Source organism: Aquirufa sp. (genome assembly GCF_964796385.1).
This window is the reverse complement of record NZ_CBAUBA010000003.1, coordinates 1-18,331: the sequence shown is the minus strand read 5'-3', so window position 1 is coordinate 18,331 and position 18,331 is coordinate 1. Positions and strand designations below refer to the sequence as shown.

General features: G+C 42.2%; 19 protein-coding genes. 16 read left to right on the top strand and 3 right to left on the bottom strand.

What is annotated here, in order from left to right; translation table 11 throughout:
• Position 1 precedes the first annotated feature (1 nt).
• The 6 genes from AC1W6K_RS01695 to AC1W6K_RS01670 all read left to right on the top strand — a co-directional run bounded on the left by AC1W6K_RS01695 (position 2) and on the right by AC1W6K_RS01670 (position 7,907).
• Positions 2–376 carry an FtsL-like putative cell division protein gene (locus AC1W6K_RS01695; protein WP_481946205.1) on the top strand — a complete coding sequence of 125 codons (375 nt, stop codon included), beginning with the start codon at positions 2–4 and terminating at the stop codon, positions 374–376.
• A gap of 5 nt (positions 377–381) precedes the next feature.
• Positions 382–2,523 carry a penicillin-binding protein gene (locus tag AC1W6K_RS01690; RefSeq protein WP_481946204.1) on the top strand — a complete coding sequence of 714 codons (2,142 nt, stop codon included), beginning with the start codon at positions 382–384 and terminating at the stop codon, positions 2,521–2,523.
• Position 2,524: 1 nt separating this feature from the next.
• Positions 2,525–3,979 (top strand): UDP-N-acetylmuramoyl-L-alanyl-D-glutamate--2,6-diaminopimelate ligase, encoded by a 1,455-nt coding sequence (locus AC1W6K_RS01685; protein WP_481946203.1) that lies wholly within the window; start codon positions 2,525–2,527, stop codon positions 3,977–3,979.
• Positions 3,980–4,040: 61 nt separating this feature from the next.
• Positions 4,041–5,252 (top strand): phospho-N-acetylmuramoyl-pentapeptide-transferase, encoded by a 1,212-nt coding sequence (mraY, locus tag AC1W6K_RS01680; protein WP_481721248.1) that lies wholly within the window; start codon positions 4,041–4,043, stop codon positions 5,250–5,252.
• Positions 5,253–5,263: 11 nt separating this feature from the next.
• Positions 5,264–6,508 (top strand): 3-phosphoshikimate 1-carboxyvinyltransferase, encoded by a 1,245-nt coding sequence (locus tag AC1W6K_RS01675; protein ID WP_481946202.1) that lies wholly within the window; start codon positions 5,264–5,266, stop codon positions 6,506–6,508.
• Between the two features lie 124 nt (positions 6,509–6,632).
• On the top strand, positions 6,633–7,907 hold the full coding sequence (locus AC1W6K_RS01670) for a metal-dependent hydrolase family protein (RefSeq protein ID WP_481946201.1): 1,275 nt from the start codon (positions 6,633–6,635) through the stop codon (positions 7,905–7,907).
• Positions 7,908–7,935: 28 nt separating this feature from the next.
• Here the strand turns inward: AC1W6K_RS01670 and AC1W6K_RS01665 are convergent, their stop codons facing one another.
• The gene (locus AC1W6K_RS01665; protein ID WP_481946200.1) at positions 7,936–8,514 is read right to left on the bottom strand and encodes a DUF6580 family putative transport protein; all 579 of its coding nucleotides are present in this window, start codon (positions 8,512–8,514) and stop codon (positions 7,936–7,938) included.
• An 81-nt stretch (positions 8,515–8,595) separates the two neighbouring features.
• Between AC1W6K_RS01665 and AC1W6K_RS01660 the strand changes: the two genes are divergently transcribed.
• From AC1W6K_RS01660 to AC1W6K_RS01645, 4 genes are read left to right on the top strand one after another with little or no spacing between them, the layout of a single operon-like run.
• Positions 8,596–9,729: a 5-(carboxyamino)imidazole ribonucleotide synthase gene (locus AC1W6K_RS01660; protein WP_481946199.1), complete on the top strand. Its 1,134-nt coding sequence runs from the start codon at positions 8,596–8,598 to the stop codon at positions 9,727–9,729.
• A 10-nt stretch (positions 9,730–9,739) separates the two neighbouring features.
• Complete coding sequence (gene purE, locus AC1W6K_RS01655; RefSeq protein ID WP_481946198.1) at positions 9,740–10,228, top strand: 5-(carboxyamino)imidazole ribonucleotide mutase; 489 nt, start codon at positions 9,740–9,742, stop codon at positions 10,226–10,228.
• Between the two features lie 3 nt (positions 10,229–10,231).
• On the top strand, positions 10,232–10,855 hold the full coding sequence (locus AC1W6K_RS01650) for a LysM peptidoglycan-binding domain-containing protein (protein ID WP_481721260.1): 624 nt from the start codon (positions 10,232–10,234) through the stop codon (positions 10,853–10,855).
• Positions 10,855–11,787 carry a M15 family metallopeptidase gene (locus AC1W6K_RS01645; RefSeq protein WP_481946197.1) on the top strand — a complete coding sequence of 311 codons (933 nt, stop codon included), beginning with the start codon at positions 10,855–10,857 and terminating at the stop codon, positions 11,785–11,787. The genes AC1W6K_RS01650 and AC1W6K_RS01645 overlap by 1 nt, the downstream gene beginning before the upstream one ends.
• Here the strand turns inward: AC1W6K_RS01645 and fmt are convergent.
• Positions 11,777–12,697 (bottom strand): methionyl-tRNA formyltransferase, encoded by a 921-nt coding sequence (gene fmt, locus AC1W6K_RS01640; RefSeq protein WP_481946196.1) that lies wholly within the window; start codon positions 12,695–12,697, stop codon positions 11,777–11,779. The genes AC1W6K_RS01645 and fmt overlap by 11 nt on opposite strands.
• A 203-nt stretch (positions 12,698–12,900) precedes the next feature.
• Between fmt and greA the strand changes: the two genes are divergently transcribed.
• Complete coding sequence (gene greA, locus AC1W6K_RS01635) at positions 12,901–13,374, top strand: transcription elongation factor GreA (RefSeq protein ID WP_395784930.1); 474 nt, start codon at positions 12,901–12,903, stop codon at positions 13,372–13,374.
• 49 nt (positions 13,375–13,423) lie between these two features.
• On the opposite strand, the gene AC1W6K_RS01630 is transcribed toward greA, so the two are convergent.
• Positions 13,424–14,101, bottom strand: coding sequence for a YggS family pyridoxal phosphate-dependent enzyme (locus AC1W6K_RS01630; RefSeq protein ID WP_481946195.1), 678 nt, complete (start codon positions 14,099–14,101; stop codon positions 13,424–13,426).
• A gap of 99 nt (positions 14,102–14,200) precedes the next feature.
• Here AC1W6K_RS01630 and AC1W6K_RS01625 point away from each other — a divergent pair, with 99 nt between their 5' ends.
• The 5 genes from AC1W6K_RS01625 to AC1W6K_RS01605 all read left to right on the top strand — a co-directional run.
• Positions 14,201–15,169, top strand: a complete 969-nt coding sequence (locus AC1W6K_RS01625) for a hypothetical protein (RefSeq protein WP_481946194.1) — start codon at positions 14,201–14,203, stop codon at positions 15,167–15,169.
• A gap of 93 nt (positions 15,170–15,262) precedes the next feature.
• Positions 15,263–15,625, top strand: coding sequence for a 30S ribosomal protein S6 (gene rpsF, locus AC1W6K_RS01620; protein ID WP_395784933.1), 363 nt, complete (start codon positions 15,263–15,265; stop codon positions 15,623–15,625).
• A 1-nt stretch (position 15,626) separates the two neighbouring features.
• Positions 15,627–15,878, top strand: coding sequence for a 30S ribosomal protein S18 (gene rpsR / locus AC1W6K_RS01615; RefSeq protein ID WP_395784934.1), 252 nt, complete (start codon positions 15,627–15,629; stop codon positions 15,876–15,878).
• Positions 15,879–15,916: 38 nt separating this feature from the next.
• Positions 15,917–16,360, top strand: coding sequence for a 50S ribosomal protein L9 (rplI, locus tag AC1W6K_RS01610; protein WP_481721271.1), 444 nt, complete (start codon positions 15,917–15,919; stop codon positions 16,358–16,360).
• Between the two features lie 112 nt (positions 16,361–16,472).
• Positions 16,473–18,331: sialate O-acetylesterase (locus tag AC1W6K_RS01605; RefSeq protein ID WP_481946193.1), on the top strand; the 1,859-nt coding region annotated here is incomplete at its 3' end.

Below are 18,331 nucleotides of genomic sequence, written 5' to 3'. Positions count from 1 at the left end.
AATGGCTAGTTCAGTAGAAACCGAAGCACAAGAAAAAACCACCGCTCCCCCAAAGGAGAGTCCGATGGAAATGCTCTTTAATATTGATTCCTTGACGGGTGGTCAAATGCCCATGGAGCTGGTCAAGCGCATCACATTTGTCGCAGGATTGATCTTAATTTACATTTACTATACGATGTTGGCCGAAGGTCGGATGCATCAAATTGTTACCACGAAGCAAGAATTAGAAGAAATCAGGGCGGATTATACGACGCAAAAGGCCGACTTCATGAAGGTTGGCAAGCAAAGTTACCTCGCCATCGCGATGCGAAGATATGGACTTGAAGTTAGCCTAACCCCACCAGTTAAAGTAGTTGCAGATCCCGTTAAAGAATAATTGATATGGCCGCACCGAAGCGACAAAACATCCGGCAAAACATTACCTTCCGTTTCCGGATTTTCTTTATTATTATGCTAGCAGCATTTTTTCTGCTCGTCGGGAATTTATACAAATTAGTCTTTATTCAAGGACCCGAATTGCGCGAGGAGGCCTCCTCGATTTATATCAAAGAGCGGATGGTAGACGCCACCCGTGGAAATATCTACTCAGATGATGGAAGTTTATTGGCAACTTCTTTGCCTAAATACCGTTTAGGCATGGATCCATCGGTGTACAACAAATCAACGAAAGCCGAAAAGTTATTTACTGCTCATGTACGGGAGTTGGCGGAGCATTTGGCTAATTTTTTTAAGGATCGCACTGCGGATGAATATTACGACAAAATTGTCTCAGCTAAGAAAAATAAGCGAACCTATTTATTACTAAATAACCGCTTGCTCGACTTTCAGGAGCGAAAGCTTGTTATGAATTTTCCACTATTTCGGGAGAACAAAAAATCGCCTGTGAAGACTGGAATTGTCTTTGATAAAGTAAATGTACGCTATGCACCTTTCGGCCAAATGGCTTATCGGACAGTTGGCTACATGAAAGACAAAGTTAAAGTGGGGCTCGAGGGAGCTTTTGACACGGAATTACGCGGGGTTCCTGGCAAAGGATATTTCGCCAAAATGGATAAAAATACGTGGCGTCCGATAGAGAATACGCCCGAAATTATTCCGCAGCGTGGTGTAGATCTACAGACGACGTTGGATGTTGATATTCAAGATATTGTGGAATTGGCATTAATGAAGGCTTTGGCAGATTTTAAAGGTAATTATGCAACGGCCATTGTAATGGAGACAGCTTCGGGTGAAATCAAGGCAATTTCGAATTTGACTAAAAATGCAAGCTCCCCCACAGGCTATTCTGAATTTGCGAATCATGCCATTGAAGTTTCAGAGCATGATCCGGGTTCTGTGTTTAAATTACCTTCCATGATGGCCATGTTGGAGGAGTCTAAAATGCCCTTGACGGATATGGTTACGACAGGCGGGAAATACACGGTGTTTAATAGAACTATGTCAGATTCGCACGATTATGGTACGATTACGGTTCAGGGAGTTATTGAGCATTCATCAAACATTGGTACGATAAAATTGATGCAGCGTGTTTTTTCGCAAAAGCAGGCCAAATATTATGATTATTTGAAAAAATTCCATTTGATTGAGCCGTTAGATTTTCAGATTAAACCCCGTTATTATACCCCTAAATTTCCACTTCCTCCGAAATGGGATGCGTTGCAATACATGTGGTCCTCTGTTGGCTATTCCTCTAATACATCGCCACTTCATTTATTGACATTTTATAATGCCATCGCAAACAACGGCTATTGGATTCAGCCTATTATTGTTAAAAAAGCTACCATTGGAAATGAGGTCATTACCGATTTTACGGTGAAGCAGAAAAAAGATAAAGAGCCCATTTGCTCTGCGGAAACCTTAAAGAAAATAAAGATCATGCTGGAAGGCGTGGTCGAACGCGGGACAGGAACAAACCTTAAAGGTACGGCGTATGGTATTGCAGGAAAAACAGGTACCGCGCAGCGACGGGGGGTTAATGGTCAATACATTAAAGGGACGTACTATGTGTCGTTTATTGGGTATTTTCCTGTGAAAAATCCAAAATATACCATGCTAGTTGCCATGGATAAACCAGAAGGAAGTTCCGAGGGAACCTATGCGCGTCAAGTGACAGCTCCCGTTTTCAAGGATATTGCAGATCACATTTATTCCCGTGACATGAAGTTGCAGCGCCGCTTAAGTGGCTATCTGCCTGATTCATTGAACAATGCAAAACTAGGTCACATGATTCATCCCTTGGATCACGGGGTCTTATATGCCAATCTTGGTTTTCCAAAGGTCGAAGAAGATGGTCGGTGGATGCAATTTACCTTGGATAAAAAGGCGGTTCAAAATGTACCAATCAGCTTGTTACCCAAGGTCGTCCCTAATGTCATGGGGATGAATTTGCGTGATGCACTTTTTGCTTTGGAAAATCGTGGATTTAAAGTGCGTGCGCAGGGGATAGGGAATGTGATAGCCCAATCGATTCCTGCCGGTACTCCGCTTCGAAAAAATGCCCTAATGCTTATTCAATTACACTAATATGACGTCATTAGTTGAATTAGTGCGCGGGGTGAAAGGTGCCCAATTGTTTGGTGCAGATGCAATGGTTGCTCATTTGTGTTTTGATTCCCGTAAGGTTGTTGCCGGCAGTGTGTTTTTTGCTATTCCCGGGACTCAGGTAGATGGGCACCAATTTTTACCTCAGGTGTATCAGCAGGGATGTACCGCCTGGGTGGTGGAGACAATGCCAACCGATATTCCAGCAGATGTGACGTGCGTCTTAGTGCCCGATTCTAATGAGGCGCTGGCATTAGCAGCTGGGGAATTTTATGGAAATCCTTCTGCGAAATTGAATTTGATAGGTATTACTGGTACGAATGGAAAAACGACTAGCGTGACTTTGTTATTCGAACTTTTCAAACAATTGGGCCATCGCTGCGGGTTGATATCAACGGTTCAAAATAAAATTCAAGACCGAGTTATTCCTGCGACACATACCACGCCAGATTCATTGGCATTGAATGGATTGCTTGCTGATATGCTTGCCGACGGGTGTACCCATGTTTTTATGGAGGTTAGTTCGCACGCCGTGGTGCAGAAACGGATTCATGGTATAGTTTTTAAGGGGGCTATATTTTCAAATATTACTCGAGATCATCTAGATTTTCACGAGACTTTTGATTCGTACATTAAGGCCAAAAAAGGATTTTTTGATGACCTGCCTAGCGGTTCTTTCGCATTGACTAATGTGGACGATAAGCGCGGAATGGTTATGTTGCAAAATACCGCAGCACGCAAATACAGGTACGGGATTTTGAACGCGGCGGATTTTAAGGCAAAGATCAAAGCCAATGTCATCTCCGGATTGCAAGTTGAATTCGATGGCATTGAGATTCATGCGCAACTGATTGGTTTGTTTAATGCCTATAATTTGTTGGCGATTTATGCCACTGCTATCTTGCTAGGCGAAGATAAAAACGAAGTTTTGCTTCAATTATCAACCCTAAAAACCGCTGCAGGTAGATTTGAGCAGTTGGCCGGCCCTTTAAATAAAATGGCGATTGTCGACTATGCGCATACCCCGGATGCCTTGGAAAATGTGTTGAAGACGATTCAAGCGATTCGCGCTAAACAGCAACGAATAATTACGGTCGTGGGTTGTGGCGGAAATCGCGATGCGGGTAAGCGGCCGATTATGGCTGAACTGGCTTCATCCCTAAGTGATGTTGTAGTCTTGACTTCTGATAATCCACGTTTTGAGGATCCAGAGTCTATTTTGGACCAAATGGAAGCAGGAGTACCGAGTGGGGATCGCCTAAAAGTACAACGGATTTCGGATCGGAAGGAAGCTATTTTTCAAGCGATTCGTACGATTGCACAGCCTGGAGATATTGTGTTAGTGGCTGGGAAAGGTCATGAAACCTACCAAGATATTCAAGGTGTAAAATATGATTTTGATGACAAGCAGGTGATTGCGGAGGCCTACGCTGCGTAATTTGATTTCGTTCTATTTTTTTGCATTTTTGTTTTTTATACTGTTTTTATAACCTGCAGGCATGTTCTATTATCTCTTCGAATACTTCGACAAGACCTTAAATATTCCAGGAACCGGCGTTTTTCAATACATCACATTTCGTGCTTTCGCGGCAACAATTACGTCATTGGGTATAGCGGCAATTTGGGGGAAAGCTGTGATTCGTCGGCTGCAATTGTTACAGATTGGCGAGGAAATTCGCGATTTAGGGTTGGAAGGCCAAATGGCTAAAAAAGGAACGCCTACTATGGGTGGTTTCATTATTTTGTTGTCCTTGATTATCCCAACCTTGCTTTTTGCTAAAATTACCAATGTCTATATTGTACTTTTATTAACCTCAGCTATCTGGCTTGGGGCCGTTGGTTTCGCGGATGATTACATCAAGGTCTTCAAGAAAAACAAGGAGGGCTTGTCGGGCAAATTCAAGATTGTAGGTCAAATCGGCCTCGGTTTAATCGTGGGATTGACCATGTACTTTAATCAACATATCAAGGTTCGGATATTTGATAAGGTTCAGGTTTTAGCGGATGGTTCGCAGGTGCAATCATTCACGGATTCGAAGTCTTTAATGACGACGGTCCCATTTTTGAAAGACAATCAGTTTGATTACAATATGCTTTTGCCGAGTTTTATACCGGATCAATATGTGTGGGTGGTGTATGTTTTGGTTGTCATTTTTATCATTACGGCGGTTTCGAATGGGGCGAATATTACGGATGGAATTGATGGATTGGCGGCTGGTACTTCGGTGATTATTGTATTGACCTTGGCTATTTTGGCTTACGTTTCGGGTAACAAGATTTTCTCTCAATATCTGAATGTCATGTTCATCCCTAATTCAGGTGAATTGGCTATTTTTTGTGCGGCCTTTGTGGGTGCGTGCATTGGGTTTTTGTGGTATAATGCCTATCCGGCTCAGGTTTTCATGGGCGATACGGGCAGTTTGATGTTGGGTGGTGTGATCGCTACGCTGGCTATTGTGATTCGTAAAGAGATGTTGATTCCGGTGTTGTGTGGCATCTTTTTGATCGAGAATTTATCTGTGATTATGCAAGTTGGGTACTTTAAATACACCAAAAAGAAATATGGTGAGGGGCGTCGGATCTTTTTAATGTCGCCATTGCACCATCATTTTCAAAAGAAAAATTACCATGAGTCTAAGATCGTAACCCGTTTTATGATTGTGGGAATCATCTTAGCTATTGTTACGTTAGTTACTTTAAAATTGCGTTAAGCATACTTATTTTGAGTCAAATTCGCCTATTTCCCCGTTTAAATTCGTTTCAAGAACTGATTCCGTTGCCTTCGTCTAAATCTGAAAGCAATCGAGCGCTAATCATCAATGCCCTTGCGGGAGGCCATGTGAGTCAATTATCGAATTTGGCAGAAGCGCGCGATACCCAAACCATGATTCGTCTGCTTGCGGATTCTTCTAATCCGATCGCTGATGTATTGGATGCGGGTACGACGATGCGTTTTCTAACAGCTTATTATGCGGTTACTGGGGCTTCTAAGCAAATGACGGGAACTCCTCGCATGTGCGAACGGCCGATTGGGATATTGGTTGACGCCTTACGTTCCTTGGGGGCTCAAATAACTTATTTGAAGAATGAGGGATATCCGCCCTTGCAATTGGATGGGTTTGCCTATTCGGGGTCTCGTAATTTATCAATACGAGGCGATGTGAGTTCGCAGTTTATTTCCGCTATTTTAATGATTTCACCCTTGTTACCGGAGGGAATTTGTTTGCAGATTACGGGGTCTTTAGGGTCAAAACCATACATAGAAATGACGCTGGCACAGATGCGCCAGTTCGGAATCAAAGCTGTTATAGATTGGTCAAAAGGCTTAATTGACATTCCGGCACAGGTTTACCAGTCGGCAAAGTTTGCTGTCGAATCCGATTGGTCTGGTGCGAGTTATTGGTATTCGATGGTGGCGTTGTCACCCTTTGCGGATAGCTCCTTGGAGTTATTAGGCTTGAAGGAAGATTCGTTACAAGGTGATTCTGCGATTCGTAATATTATGTTGCCTTTGGGTGTAAAAAGCACGTTTACTGGCCGAGGGTACCTCTTGACTAAGTGTGAGGCGGTCAGCGAATTGAGCTGGGATTTTACGGATTGTCCGGATTTGGCGCAAACCATATGTGTGGTGGCAGCTGCCAAAAACATCACCATGCATTTGACTGGTTTAGAGTCCCTCAAGGTGAAGGAAACGGATCGCGTGTTAGCACTTCAAAATGAATTAGTCAAAATAGGTGCTCGCCTAGTCGAAGTCGAGCCAAATCATTTATACACCCTGGCGGGGTCATTTGAAAAAGAGGGTGCTTGCCCTGAAATTGAAACTTACGATGATCACCGCATGGCTATGGCTTTTGCACCGCTTGGCTTATTACACGAACTGCTTATTCATGAGCCAGGCGTGGTTGCGAAGTCTTATCCGAGCTTTTGGGGACATGTAGATTTGTTGATGAAATCATCAACTAACTGATATATTTCGGTTTTTATCAAGTTTCTGGGTACAAGAAGTCGAATTTTTTCGTAGAATTGTTGGATCGGTAAACGCTGCCGGGGTTGAAGACCCCGGCAGCGTTACCCCCAACACCCCTTGTAAAATGAAACAAATTTTACTACTCGCATTACTGTCCCCAATCGCCCTTTTCGCACAGAAAACGCTGTTATACTGTGGAAAAATGGTCGATGTGAAGGCCGGAAAAGTACAAACTGCCTATACCATCGTTGTGGAAGGTAAAAAGATTCAAAGTGTTCAGGCAGGATATCTTCCTGCTGGGAAATCAGATCGAATTATTGATTTAAAAAATAAGACCGTTTTGCCCGGCTTAATTGACATGCACGTGCACATGGAAAGTGAAACCAATCCGAACGCGTATCTAGATCGATTCACTAAAAATCCAGGAGACATAGCCTATCAAGCGCTTGTACACGCAAAGAAAACTTTAAACGTAGGATTTACGACGGTACGTGATCTAGGTGGATCGCATGTGGTGATTAGTTTACGTAATGCCATCAACAAAGGTATCGTAGATGGTCCTCGAATTTTCACAGCAGGTGTTTCCATTGCGACGACGGGTGGCCATGCGGATGATGCAAACGGATTAAACGAAACATTTAAAAAGGATTTAGGGCCTGAGGATGGTGTCGTTAATGGCATATCCGATGCAGTGAAAGCGGTACGTCAGCGTTACAAAGAAGGTTCTGATTTAATTAAAATTACAGCGACCGGAGGTGTTTTAAGCTATGCCAAAGACGGTGTAGGAGCCCAATTCACAGAAGAAGAAGTCAGAGCAATCGTTCAAACGGCAAAAGATTATGGATATAAAGTTGCCGCCCATGCCCATGGAGCTGAAGGCATGAAGCGTGCGATTTTGGGTGGTGTAAGTTCGATTGAACATGGAACGTATATGACTCCGGAAGTAATGGAATTAATGAAAGCGCATGGAACATATTATGTGCCTACGATCATCGCAGGACGTTCCGTGGCGGATTCAGCTAAGATTCCTAATTATTACCCAGAAATGGTGAAGAAAAAGGCGGAAACTATTGGGCCGATTATCCAATCCACATTCGGGAAAGCCTATAAGGCAGGTGTGAAAATCGCTTTTGGAACGGATGCGGGCGTTTTTGGCCATGGTAAAAACTTAAATGAGTTTATCTTGATGCACGAAGCGGGTATGCCAGCGATGGAAGCCATTCAATCAGCTACGGTAGCCGCCGCCGATTTATTAGGTCAATCAGATATTATTGGTTCGATTGAGGTTGGAAAATTTGCTGACATCGTCGCGGTGGATGGAGATCCTACTCAGCGAATGGAAGACATTTTGAAAATGAAATTTGTGATGCGCGAAGGCAAAGTGTACAAACAAGATTAAAAAAATCCGAATGTAAACCCTTTAAATTTTAGCGACTTTGCAAGGCTAAACTTTTTGATTTCACAAATTCAAATCCGCCAAACAAAACGGCTGAAAAGACGAATTGGCTAAGAATGGAATTCTTTAAAAATGGAAGTGCATTGGCATAACATGCAACCAAGCCTGAAAAATCTTTGGCATAAACCACTGCATTTCCTGAAGTAAAACCATATCCGATCGCATCTCCCGCCCAAACAGCGAAATTAGACAGGATGAAAAATCCTAAAACAGTAGCTACATTTCCGCCGATAAAACCACCGAATGACTTGATGCGTGAACCAATGAAGGGTACGATTGCGAAAAGGCCAACTTGTACCAAGTCGATTCCCCATGAAAAACCATCAAAATATTGGCTGTAGAAAACGTTATTTAAAATCATGTTCGAAATCCAAATCGGTAAAATCGTCCATAAAATGGCTTGATAACGATTCGATATATAGGCTCCTGCAAAAAGTGCCATTGAGGCAATCGGGGAAAAATTAGCCCAAGCGGGATTGAATACAACTAAAAATCGGCTAGCGATTGCGAAGGCTAAAAATCCTATTAGGATCATTGTGCGCTTTGTCATTTGATATTTCTTTGTTTGCGAGGGTAAATAATTTCCAAAGGTAAAACAAAAGCCGTAATTTTACCCATTCTTTTCCAAATTATGTATAAAGCGTTGCCTTCCATCGGTTTATTAGGAGGCGGTCAATTAGGCCGCATGCTACTTCAAGCCGCTATTGATTTAGACCTGCAAATCGCATGTCTTGATCCAGATCCGGAAGCATCATGCCATCATTTGACCCCAAATTTCCAACAAGGTTCTTTTCAGGATTATGAAACGGTCTATCGATTTGGTCAGAAATACGATGTGATCAGTATTGAAATTGAACATGTTAATATTGAAGCATTAAAGCAATTAGAATCAGAAGGCAAAAAGGTCTATCCCCAGCCGCATATTTTACAGATGATTCAAGATAAACGCTTGCAAAAGCAGTTTTTTAAAGATCATGGTTTTCCGACGGCCGATTTTATATTGACAGATAATCAGGCTTCATTAAGCCAACATATTGATTTTTTACCTGCTTTTCACAAACTAGGTAAAGGTGGTTATGACGGAAAAGGGGTACAATATATTGCAGATGGCCTATCTGTATCCAAAGGATTTGATGCGCCTGGCTTATTAGAAAAGGCGGTTGATTTCGAGAAAGAATTAGCCGTGATCGTTGCCCGAAATCCACAGGGAGAAACAGCCGTTTTCCCAGCTGTTGAAATGGTTTTCCACCCCGAGCAAAATCTAGTGGAGTTCTTGTTTTCGCCAGCTGAAATTACGACGAATATCGAAAAGCAAGCTGAAAATATTGCCGTAGATTTAATCAATAAATTGGAGTTAGTGGGTGTTCTAGCGGTCGAAATGTTTTTGACAAAAGATGGGCAGGTCTTAATTAATGAGATTGCCCCACGTCCGCACAATTCGGGACATCAAACGATTCGCGGGAACGAGAGTTCTCAATATGAGCAGCATTTACGAGCTATTACTGGCTTGCCTTTGGGCAGTACAAGGTCATTTGGGTACGCTGGGATGTTAAACCTCTTAGGTGCGGAAGGATTTACGGGGTCTGCCAAATACGAAGGACTTGCTGATATTTTGGTAATTCCGGGTGTTTTTCCATTTTTGTATGGGAAGAAAATAACAAAGCCGTTCCGCAAAATGGGACATATTACAATTCTAGGCGATTCGAAAGACGCCATTATTGAGAAAGCAAATCAAGTTAAAAACCTAATCCGCGTGATTAGTTAAACGTTGAAATATGGTCGGAATTATCATGGGAAGCAGCTCTGATCTGCCAGTAATGCAAGACGCGATTCAGGTGTGTAAGGATTTTGGTATCGCTTACGAAGTGGATATTGTATCCGCTCACCGGACACCTGTAAAGATGTTGGACTACGCACAAAATGCCCAAAAAAGAGGTATACAAGTGATTATTGCCGGCGCTGGTGGCGCCGCGCACTTGCCGGGCATGGTAGCCTCGGCGACTATTTTACCGGTCATTGGAGTGCCTGTTAAATCATCTAATTCAATTGATGGTTGGGATTCTATTCTATCTATTTTACAAATGCCAAACGGCGTTCCGGTAGCAACCGTTGCTTTAAATGCATCCAAGAATGCTGGCTTATTAGCCATGCAGATGTTGGCAATATCAAATGAAGATTTATCAGCAAAGTTAGCTGCCTATAAAATTGAGTTAGTGGAGAAGGTGGGGGAGATGAGCCAACAAACTAAATCAGCTAGTAAGTAATTTATGAAGAATCCATTTTCATTTTTTAAGGAAAGTTCCAGTTCTAATTTGCCGGCAATCACATTACTGATTTTATTGGCGACTTTGGCAGGACTCGTATTTGTAGGTTATGAGCATTTTTTAGGCCCTCAGACGGATCAATTAGTGAAGGCTGAAAAGGCATTGGAAGAAGATGAAACGTATTTAGGGGATGTGGCGACAACCATGGTGGTGGATTCTTCGATGGATATTGCACCAGATACGACCAAACCGGCAGATACTTCATCGGTAGATTTAGCTCAGCAAAAGAAAGAAGCTGAGGCGGAAGTTGTTCCGGCGGAACCTACTGTAGAAGAGCCAGCAGGCAAACCCTATAGTTTTCAGTCGGCCAGTGGCGAAACGGCATCGTCTATTGCGACTCGATTTGGCTTAACTGAAGATCAATTGAAAGCCATGAATCCAGGTGGTATTAAGGCTGGATCGAAGGTGAAAGTTAAAATCAAAGCCATGCATACGGTTGGTCCGGGAGATGTTTTACGTGTGGTAGCTGAGAAATACAAGGTGTCAAAAAAGTCGCTTATGGAGGCGAATAATAAGAAAGAAGACATAACGTTGCGCGGTGAGCAGCTAGTGATTCCAATCAAATAATGCGGTTATTTCTTGTAATTGGGCTACTTTTCCTGCCTTGGGTTAGTCAAGCGCAAGAAGATTCTGTCCATATTGTTTGTCGGCCTCAATCCATTTCTACCCTAGGTATTCGTGATTTGCTCTCGATGTATCGTCAGCGTGATACGTTGCAAAGCCATAGTGCTTCGGGGCCTATGCAATTGCAGATTAATGGTCGGGAAGTGATAGCCACAGATTCGATTTCGAAACTATATTTAGCGAGTTTAGCTGCTGATTATCCGGCTTTGGATTCGCTGTGGTCGTCTTATTTACAGCCTGAAATTCAAGCTTTTTCTGCACAAAAAGATTCCTTGATGCTACATTTGCGCTCTAAAGGTTGGTCGGCCCGCTATATTCAAGCGATCCGTAACCTCAAGCGCCAGCAACAATTAAATGCAATGGGGCGTTCGCAGGTATTTTTATCTTTTCATAATTTTAATTTGGCAGCGGATGTGGGTTTGTATTCGCGCGGGCGGTACTTACGTCGAAGTGCACGGTATTCCCAGATGGGGCAAGCGGCGAAAGCCCTCGGACTATTTTGGGGTGGAGATTTTGTAGGATTTCCGGATCCAGGACATGTACAGCGCCTGGTGAATAGTGCTGCTTTAGTTAAACAATATCCGCTTTTGGCTTTTGAATTCGAAAAATACCGTGATCACTATGCGCGTATTTATGCTGCGGGCCGACCGGAGAATGTACAGGATACAAGGGAATTACTGGTGACTTTAAACACGTTAAAATTAGGTCAAATCTGTGCGTGTCAATTTGCGCTTATTCCACCTCAAAATAACCTATTTTCCGAGTCAGCGTACGTATTGGCGGATACTCAGGCGGGCTGGGTGTATGTGCAACCACGTGGAAGTAATGGGTATTATTATGCGCTTGGTCGCTGGGAGTTTGTGGCTAAAAAGTAAATGAATATCCCCTTAAAAAGTCTTCAATTTTCATTTTTTTCTTGCCTTCCATTTGCCATTCTAGGATGTTGATATATCCATCTTTACATCCAACGCGTAAAAACGTTTTTAGGTCCGTGTCCCAAATCCCTATACCCAGACTGGGAATTGGCTCAGGATGAAATTCTACGCGGATTACTTTACAATTTTTACCTTGAAATTCAGTATGTGCGCTTGGAAATGGGTTCATTCCGCGAACAAGATTATAAATTTCCTCCCCAGTTTTTGACCAATGTAGTTGGCCTGTTTCCCGATGTAATTTGGGCGCAGCTTTTATGGGGCTGCTTTCATCTTGAGGTTGCGGATGGATGTCGTTGGCCTGAATTGCTTGGGCCGTTTTGACAACTAATTTGGCTCCTTTCCGCATCAGACGTTCATATACGTCTCCGGTGGTATCCTTTGGCGAAATGAGTTCTTTTTCTTGGAATAGTAAATCTCCTGTATCGATTTCTTGTTGGAGAAAAAAGGTGGTAACTCCTGTTTCTGTTTCCCCGTTGATGACTGCCCAGTGAATTGGTGCGGCTCCGCGGTAGTTGGGTAAAAGTGATCCATGTAGATTGAATGTACCTAAAGGGGGGAGGCTCCAAATGACTTCGGGAAGCATGCGAAAGGCGACAATTACTTGTAGGTCGGGTTTGTATAAGTTTAATTCTTCGACGAATGCGGGGTCTTTTAGCTTTAGGGGCTGAAGTACGGGTAGGCCTTGGGTTTCGGCGAATTGTTTAACGGCAGAAGATTGGAGTTGCATGCCACGTCCGGCGGGCTTGTCGGGTGCGGTGACAACGGCAACGACGTTGAAATTGGCCTGAATGAGTGCCTCGAGGCTAGCAACCGCGAAATCAGGAGTACCAAAAAATACAATGCGCATCATGTGAATGGAATGGAAAAAAATGTTTTTTGGTTTTTGGAAACATTTTTTGATTACATTTGCAGTTCAAAAAAAACTGATTACGTGTTAGTTAAACAACATTTATTTTAGTTCTGAATCCGAAACAAAACTACACATATTTTAAGTAGAACGGTCGGAGGCCGTTCTATTTTGTTTTTAGATACGTTTAAATTAATCGCTTCGTTATGGCAAATTTTCAATATTACACGGCAGAGACCCTTGAAAAATTAAAGGCAGAATTGCATCATTTGAAGATTCAAGGACGTTCAGATATGGCAAAGCAGATTGCGGAGGCTCGGGACAAAGGAGATTTGAGTGAGAATGCAGAATATGATGCGGCGAAAGATGCGCAAGGTCATTTAGAATTAAAAATATCTAAAATGGAGACGGTTATTTCCAATGCGCGTGTTTTGGATGAATCGACCATCGATGTAACGAAAGTTTCGATTTATTCGATTGTAAAAATTAAAAATACCAAGACGGGTATGGAAGTGACCTACACAATTGTCTCGGAAGAGGAGGCGGATCTTCGGGCAGGTAAAATTTCGGTATCATCCCCGTTTGGGAAAGGCTTATTGGGTAAGCAGGTGGGTGAGAAAGCAGAAATTCAAGCGCCAGCAGGTACCATGGAATTTGAGGTTATGTCGTTGGCTCGCTAAATAGCCCTTTAAATTAATATTCAATCCCGGTCCTATGGATCGGGATTTTTTAGTTACGTTCGCCGAAAATCGCGGAGCCTACGCGCACGAGGCTAGATCCGTGTTCTGCGGCTAGCATATAGTCTCCAGACATGCCCATGGAAAGTTCGTCCCATGAAACGAGTCCCGTTGATTCTCCTAATTTTTCCATTTTTAAGTGCTGAAAAATAGCTTGTAGTGAGCTGAATTCACGGGTAATTTGTGCTTGATCTGAGGTGAAACTTGCCATTCCCATGAGGCCAATAATACGGATATGGGTGAGTCCGGGTAAGGATGGGTCATTCAATAAATCGATAAGTTCTTGTTTGTCTAGGCCAAATTTACTTTCTTCTTGTGCAATGTACATTTGAAGTAGACAGTTGATAATTCGGTTATTTTTTTTCGCTTGGGTGTTTATTTCAGCAAGTAACTTCAGGGAATCAACGGAATGGATTAAGTGAATAAACGGAGCGATGTACTTTACTTTGTTGGTTTGCAGATGGCCGATTTGATGCCACCGGATCTCTGCGGGCAGCTGGGCGTGTTTTTCGACCATTTCTTGTACCCTATTCTCGCCAAAATCTAATACGCCAGTGGCGTGTGTCTCAAGAAGTTGGGCGATACTACGCGTTTTTGTGACGACAATTAGTCGGGTTGGAAACGGTTTGAGTTCGTTTTGAATACGAGAAATTTCGCTAGCGATTGACATGGTGGGGGAGTTGAAAATTGCAAAGTAAAATTAATTTATTATTTTTGATTTCAAGGCTTAGTCCAAACAAAGGAAATATCAGTGACAAATTCCGAATCCATGAGTGAACAAGAGAAACGCGCGCAACGTACCATATGGCTATTGTCTATGGTCGTACTTTTGCTGGGCGTTTCCTTGGTAATGACTATTTATAAGCCTGATTGGTATCGATTAGGCGTTAATCAAGAGAATTTTGTTGCCAATGCGCAAGAGCGCCTGGATTCAATTTCGAAGCAATTGCAGGTTCGGATGGTTCAAATCAAGAAATTAGGCGGTCGTATTTCAGAATTGGAGACTGCTCGGTTGCAAATTTTGGGTGATCAGAAGGAATTAAAGGAACATCCAGAAATGGGTGAGGAGCAATTCCAAAAAAAGCTAGCCTATTATTTACGGTTGTTGGGTCAAAAAGATCAAGAAATCAAGAAATTACGTCGGGAAAATGGGGTGCTTTTAGCACAGAATGATTCATTGAGTAGGGAGGCACAGCTCTTAAAAGATGGTTTGACAAATGTTCAAAAGGCATTGCGTGACTCGAGTTTAACATTTGGGGTAAAACAAAAGGAATTAAATGAGCGTTCGCGCGTTTTGGAAGTTCGCAATCAAGAATTAGCAGAGAAAGTTACGGTTGCCGCTGCATTGCGTGCTGAGGGAGTCAATGTGTATGCGATTTCATCGCGAGGTAAGGAGTCAGGTGCTCAGAATCAAAAAGCGAGAAGGATTGAAAAGATTCGGGTAATGTTTCATTTGCAAATGAATCCATTGGCCTCCAAAGAAATCAAAACAGTATATTTGCGTATCATAGAGCCTACAGGCAATACCATATCTGACTATTCCTTGGGTTCCGGTTCGCTGATGTTCAAAGGTAACGAGCTTACCTACACGGCGAAGCAGCGGATTTTCTATGAAAATAATCATCAGTCGGTGGAGTTTATTTATGCGCGCCCTAATGCCTATCGCGTTGGGAAGCATGAAATTGAGTTGTATGCAGAAGGTTTTTTAATTGGATTGGGCTCGTTCGAAGTTCGATAATTCATATTTATTTTTTGTAAGTTTTTGATTGTTATGTATTTTTCATACTTTTGCAATCCAAATTTTTTTTAAGTTTTTAAACAACAATTTTGTATGCAATTAAAAAACTACGAGACGGTGTTCATTTTAACTCCCGTTTTGTCTGAGCAACAGACAAAGGACGCCGTTGAAAAATTCAAAAAATTATTGGTAGATAATGGTGCGCAAATCGTTCATGACGATGCTTGGGGCTTACGTAAGTTGGCTTACCCAATCCAAAACAAGCACACAGGTTACTATCAAATATTTGAATTTGCAGCGGATCCTCAGTTTATCGCGAAATTAGAGCTTGAGTACAAGCGCGATGAAAAAGTAATTCGTTTCTTGACGACTGCGTTAGATAAACACGCAGTATTGTACAATGAAAAAAAGAGAAAAGGTTTAGTAGGTAGAAAACCAGAAAAAACAGAAGCATAAGATGACATTAGTTAACGAACCTGTAGATAAAAATAGTAATCGCAAGAAGTATTGCCGTTTTAAGAAAGCTGGCATTCAATATATTGATTACAAAAACCCAGACTATTTATTGAAGTTGGTAAACGAGCAAGGTAAGATTTTACCTCGTCGTATTACGGGAACTTCTTTGAAATTCCAACGTCATGTAGCGCAAGCAATTAAGCGTGCACGTCATTTAGCCTTGATGCCATATGTGGCTGATGGTATGAAATAAACTGGGGTAACCTGATAAACATTTGATTGGTAAATAAGATGGAAATTATATTAAAAACGGATATTGCTGGGTTAGGATACAAGAACGACGTCGTTCCTGTAAAAGCTGGTTACGGTCGTAACTACCTTATCCCACAGGGATTTGCTGTAATGGCAACTCCATCCAATCGTAAAGTATTAGCTGAAAACATTAAGCAGGCGGCTCACAAAGTGGAGAAAATTCGTCAAGATGCCTTTGATTTAGCAGCAGCGATTGGTGAAATGAATTTAACTATTGCTGCGAAAGCGGGTGATAGTGGTAAGATTTTTGGTCGTGTTACGAGCATCCAAATCTCTGAGATGTTGAAGGAAAAAGGCTTTGATGTAGATCGTAAGAAAATATCCTTCGATGCTGAAGTTAAGATGACGGGTGATTACACTGCGACACTTGATCTTCATAAAGAAGTTAAACATAAAGTTGCCTTCTCAGTAGTAGGAGAATAAGCTAAATGCTTTTTTGATTAAAGTCGTACCGAATACTAATTGGGTGCGACTTTTTTCATTACAGCTCCCAAGTCTTTCAGTAAAATTGGTAATTTAGCAGTCACAATTTCTCATGATGAAACGAATTTTAGGTATATTTTTTTGTTTTTTACCCTCCCTGCTTGTCGCACAAGTAACGATTAGCTACCCGCATAACCGACAAGTGTTTCAGCGAAGTAATACAAATGAGGCCAGTTTTTCTATTCTTGGGAATTGTGCGGTAAGCGCGACATCCGTGCAGGTTAAGATGGTGCCCGTACAGGCCAACCAAGGAACTTTGGTCAACTGGACTTCGTTAGATTCGAATCCTGCGGGTGGACTTTTTCAAGGTCAAATTAAAGCAAAAGGTGGTTGGTATACCATGTGGATACGAAGCTTAGTTAATGGCAAGGCATTGGATTCAACATCACTTTCGCGTGTGGGTGTGGGTGAAAATTTCATTATTGCAGGGCAGTCGAATGCACAAGGAACTGTTTGGCGAGAAGGGGAAAAGGGTGCTGCGGATGATCGTGTGATTTGTGCAAATGTGTATAGTTTCTATACGGAGTATAACCAAAATCCGAATCACCGACTACTTAATAATCTCTCCACGGACTTTCCATTTACGGATTTTACACAAATGTCGGATCAAACAACCATTGGTCCATTGGGATTATCTAAATATTACTGGGCTAAATTGGGTGATTCTTTGGTTTCAAAACTTAATGTGCCAGTCTGCTTTATCAATGTTGCTTGGTTAGGAACAAGTATGCAAAATTGGGCGGAATCCTCGCGTGGATTAGCGACTGAAAATCCGTGGGCGGCTGGTCAAATGTATGTTGCTGGTTTCCCTTATTCCAATCTAAAGCGGGCCTCGGAGTTGTATGGCGTAAAAAATGGGGTACGAGCCATTCTTTGGCATCAAGGAGAGTCAGATACCTACCACAAAAAAGTAGATAAGATACAATACAAAAAATACTTTGTTGAAGTAATTGAAACCTTGCGGAGACAGACAGGGTTGACAATTCCTTGGGTTATAAGTGAGGTTTCTTTTGGAGCTACTGCCTATTATGGATTCGCGGGAATTGTGGATGGTACGTGTACTACTCCATTGTGGAATCCTGAAATTATTGCTGGTCAAAAGGAAATGCTTACAGATGGTATTTTTGCTGAACTATACAGTGGACCAAACACAGATCAAGTAGAAATTCCCCGCTCAAATGATATTATTGCTTCTTGCGTGCACTTTACGCCTAATGCGTTTGGGCAATTAGCTGATTTATGGGAGGATAAATTAAATGCGTCCTTCTTTGCAAGTTCTAAGCCTATTTTGCCTGCTATTTTGCCAATAATCACTTTGCAATGTGGTCCAGCAAATGAACTTGTTGTATCCACTAAATCGAATTTTGCAAAAACACAATGGTTGAATAGTACTGCATCAGTGATTAGTACACAGTCAACTAAGCAAACGTTAAGTCCGGGTAAATATTCATTACGATTCGAGGATGCACTTGGAAATGAGTTTAGCGTGCCTACTTTCGAGATTGCTAATTTAATTCCCCCGCAAGCCCCAGTCGTATTATCGAAAGGTGAATTAATTGCTTGCCAAGGTGCATCTGTTGAATTAAGTGTCTCAGGCGGTTCCGGGTCTTATCGGTGGTCAACAAACGATACGCTCAAAGTAATCAAAGTGACAAATTCTGGCACATTTAATGTATCAATTACAAATAGTTTGGGTTGTAAATCTGCTCAATCTGCCTCCGTGCAAGTGTCCTTTTTAGACTTACCAGCGAAGCCTAGCTTAGCGATTGCAAGTCCATATTTTATTGCGGCAACGAATAAGCCCACAGGGATAGATTATATATGGAAGCAAGATGGACGCACCCTCGCTGAAACAGGTAGTCAACTTCGCGTGAATACGAGTGGTACGTATTCGATTTCTGCAGCTAGGAA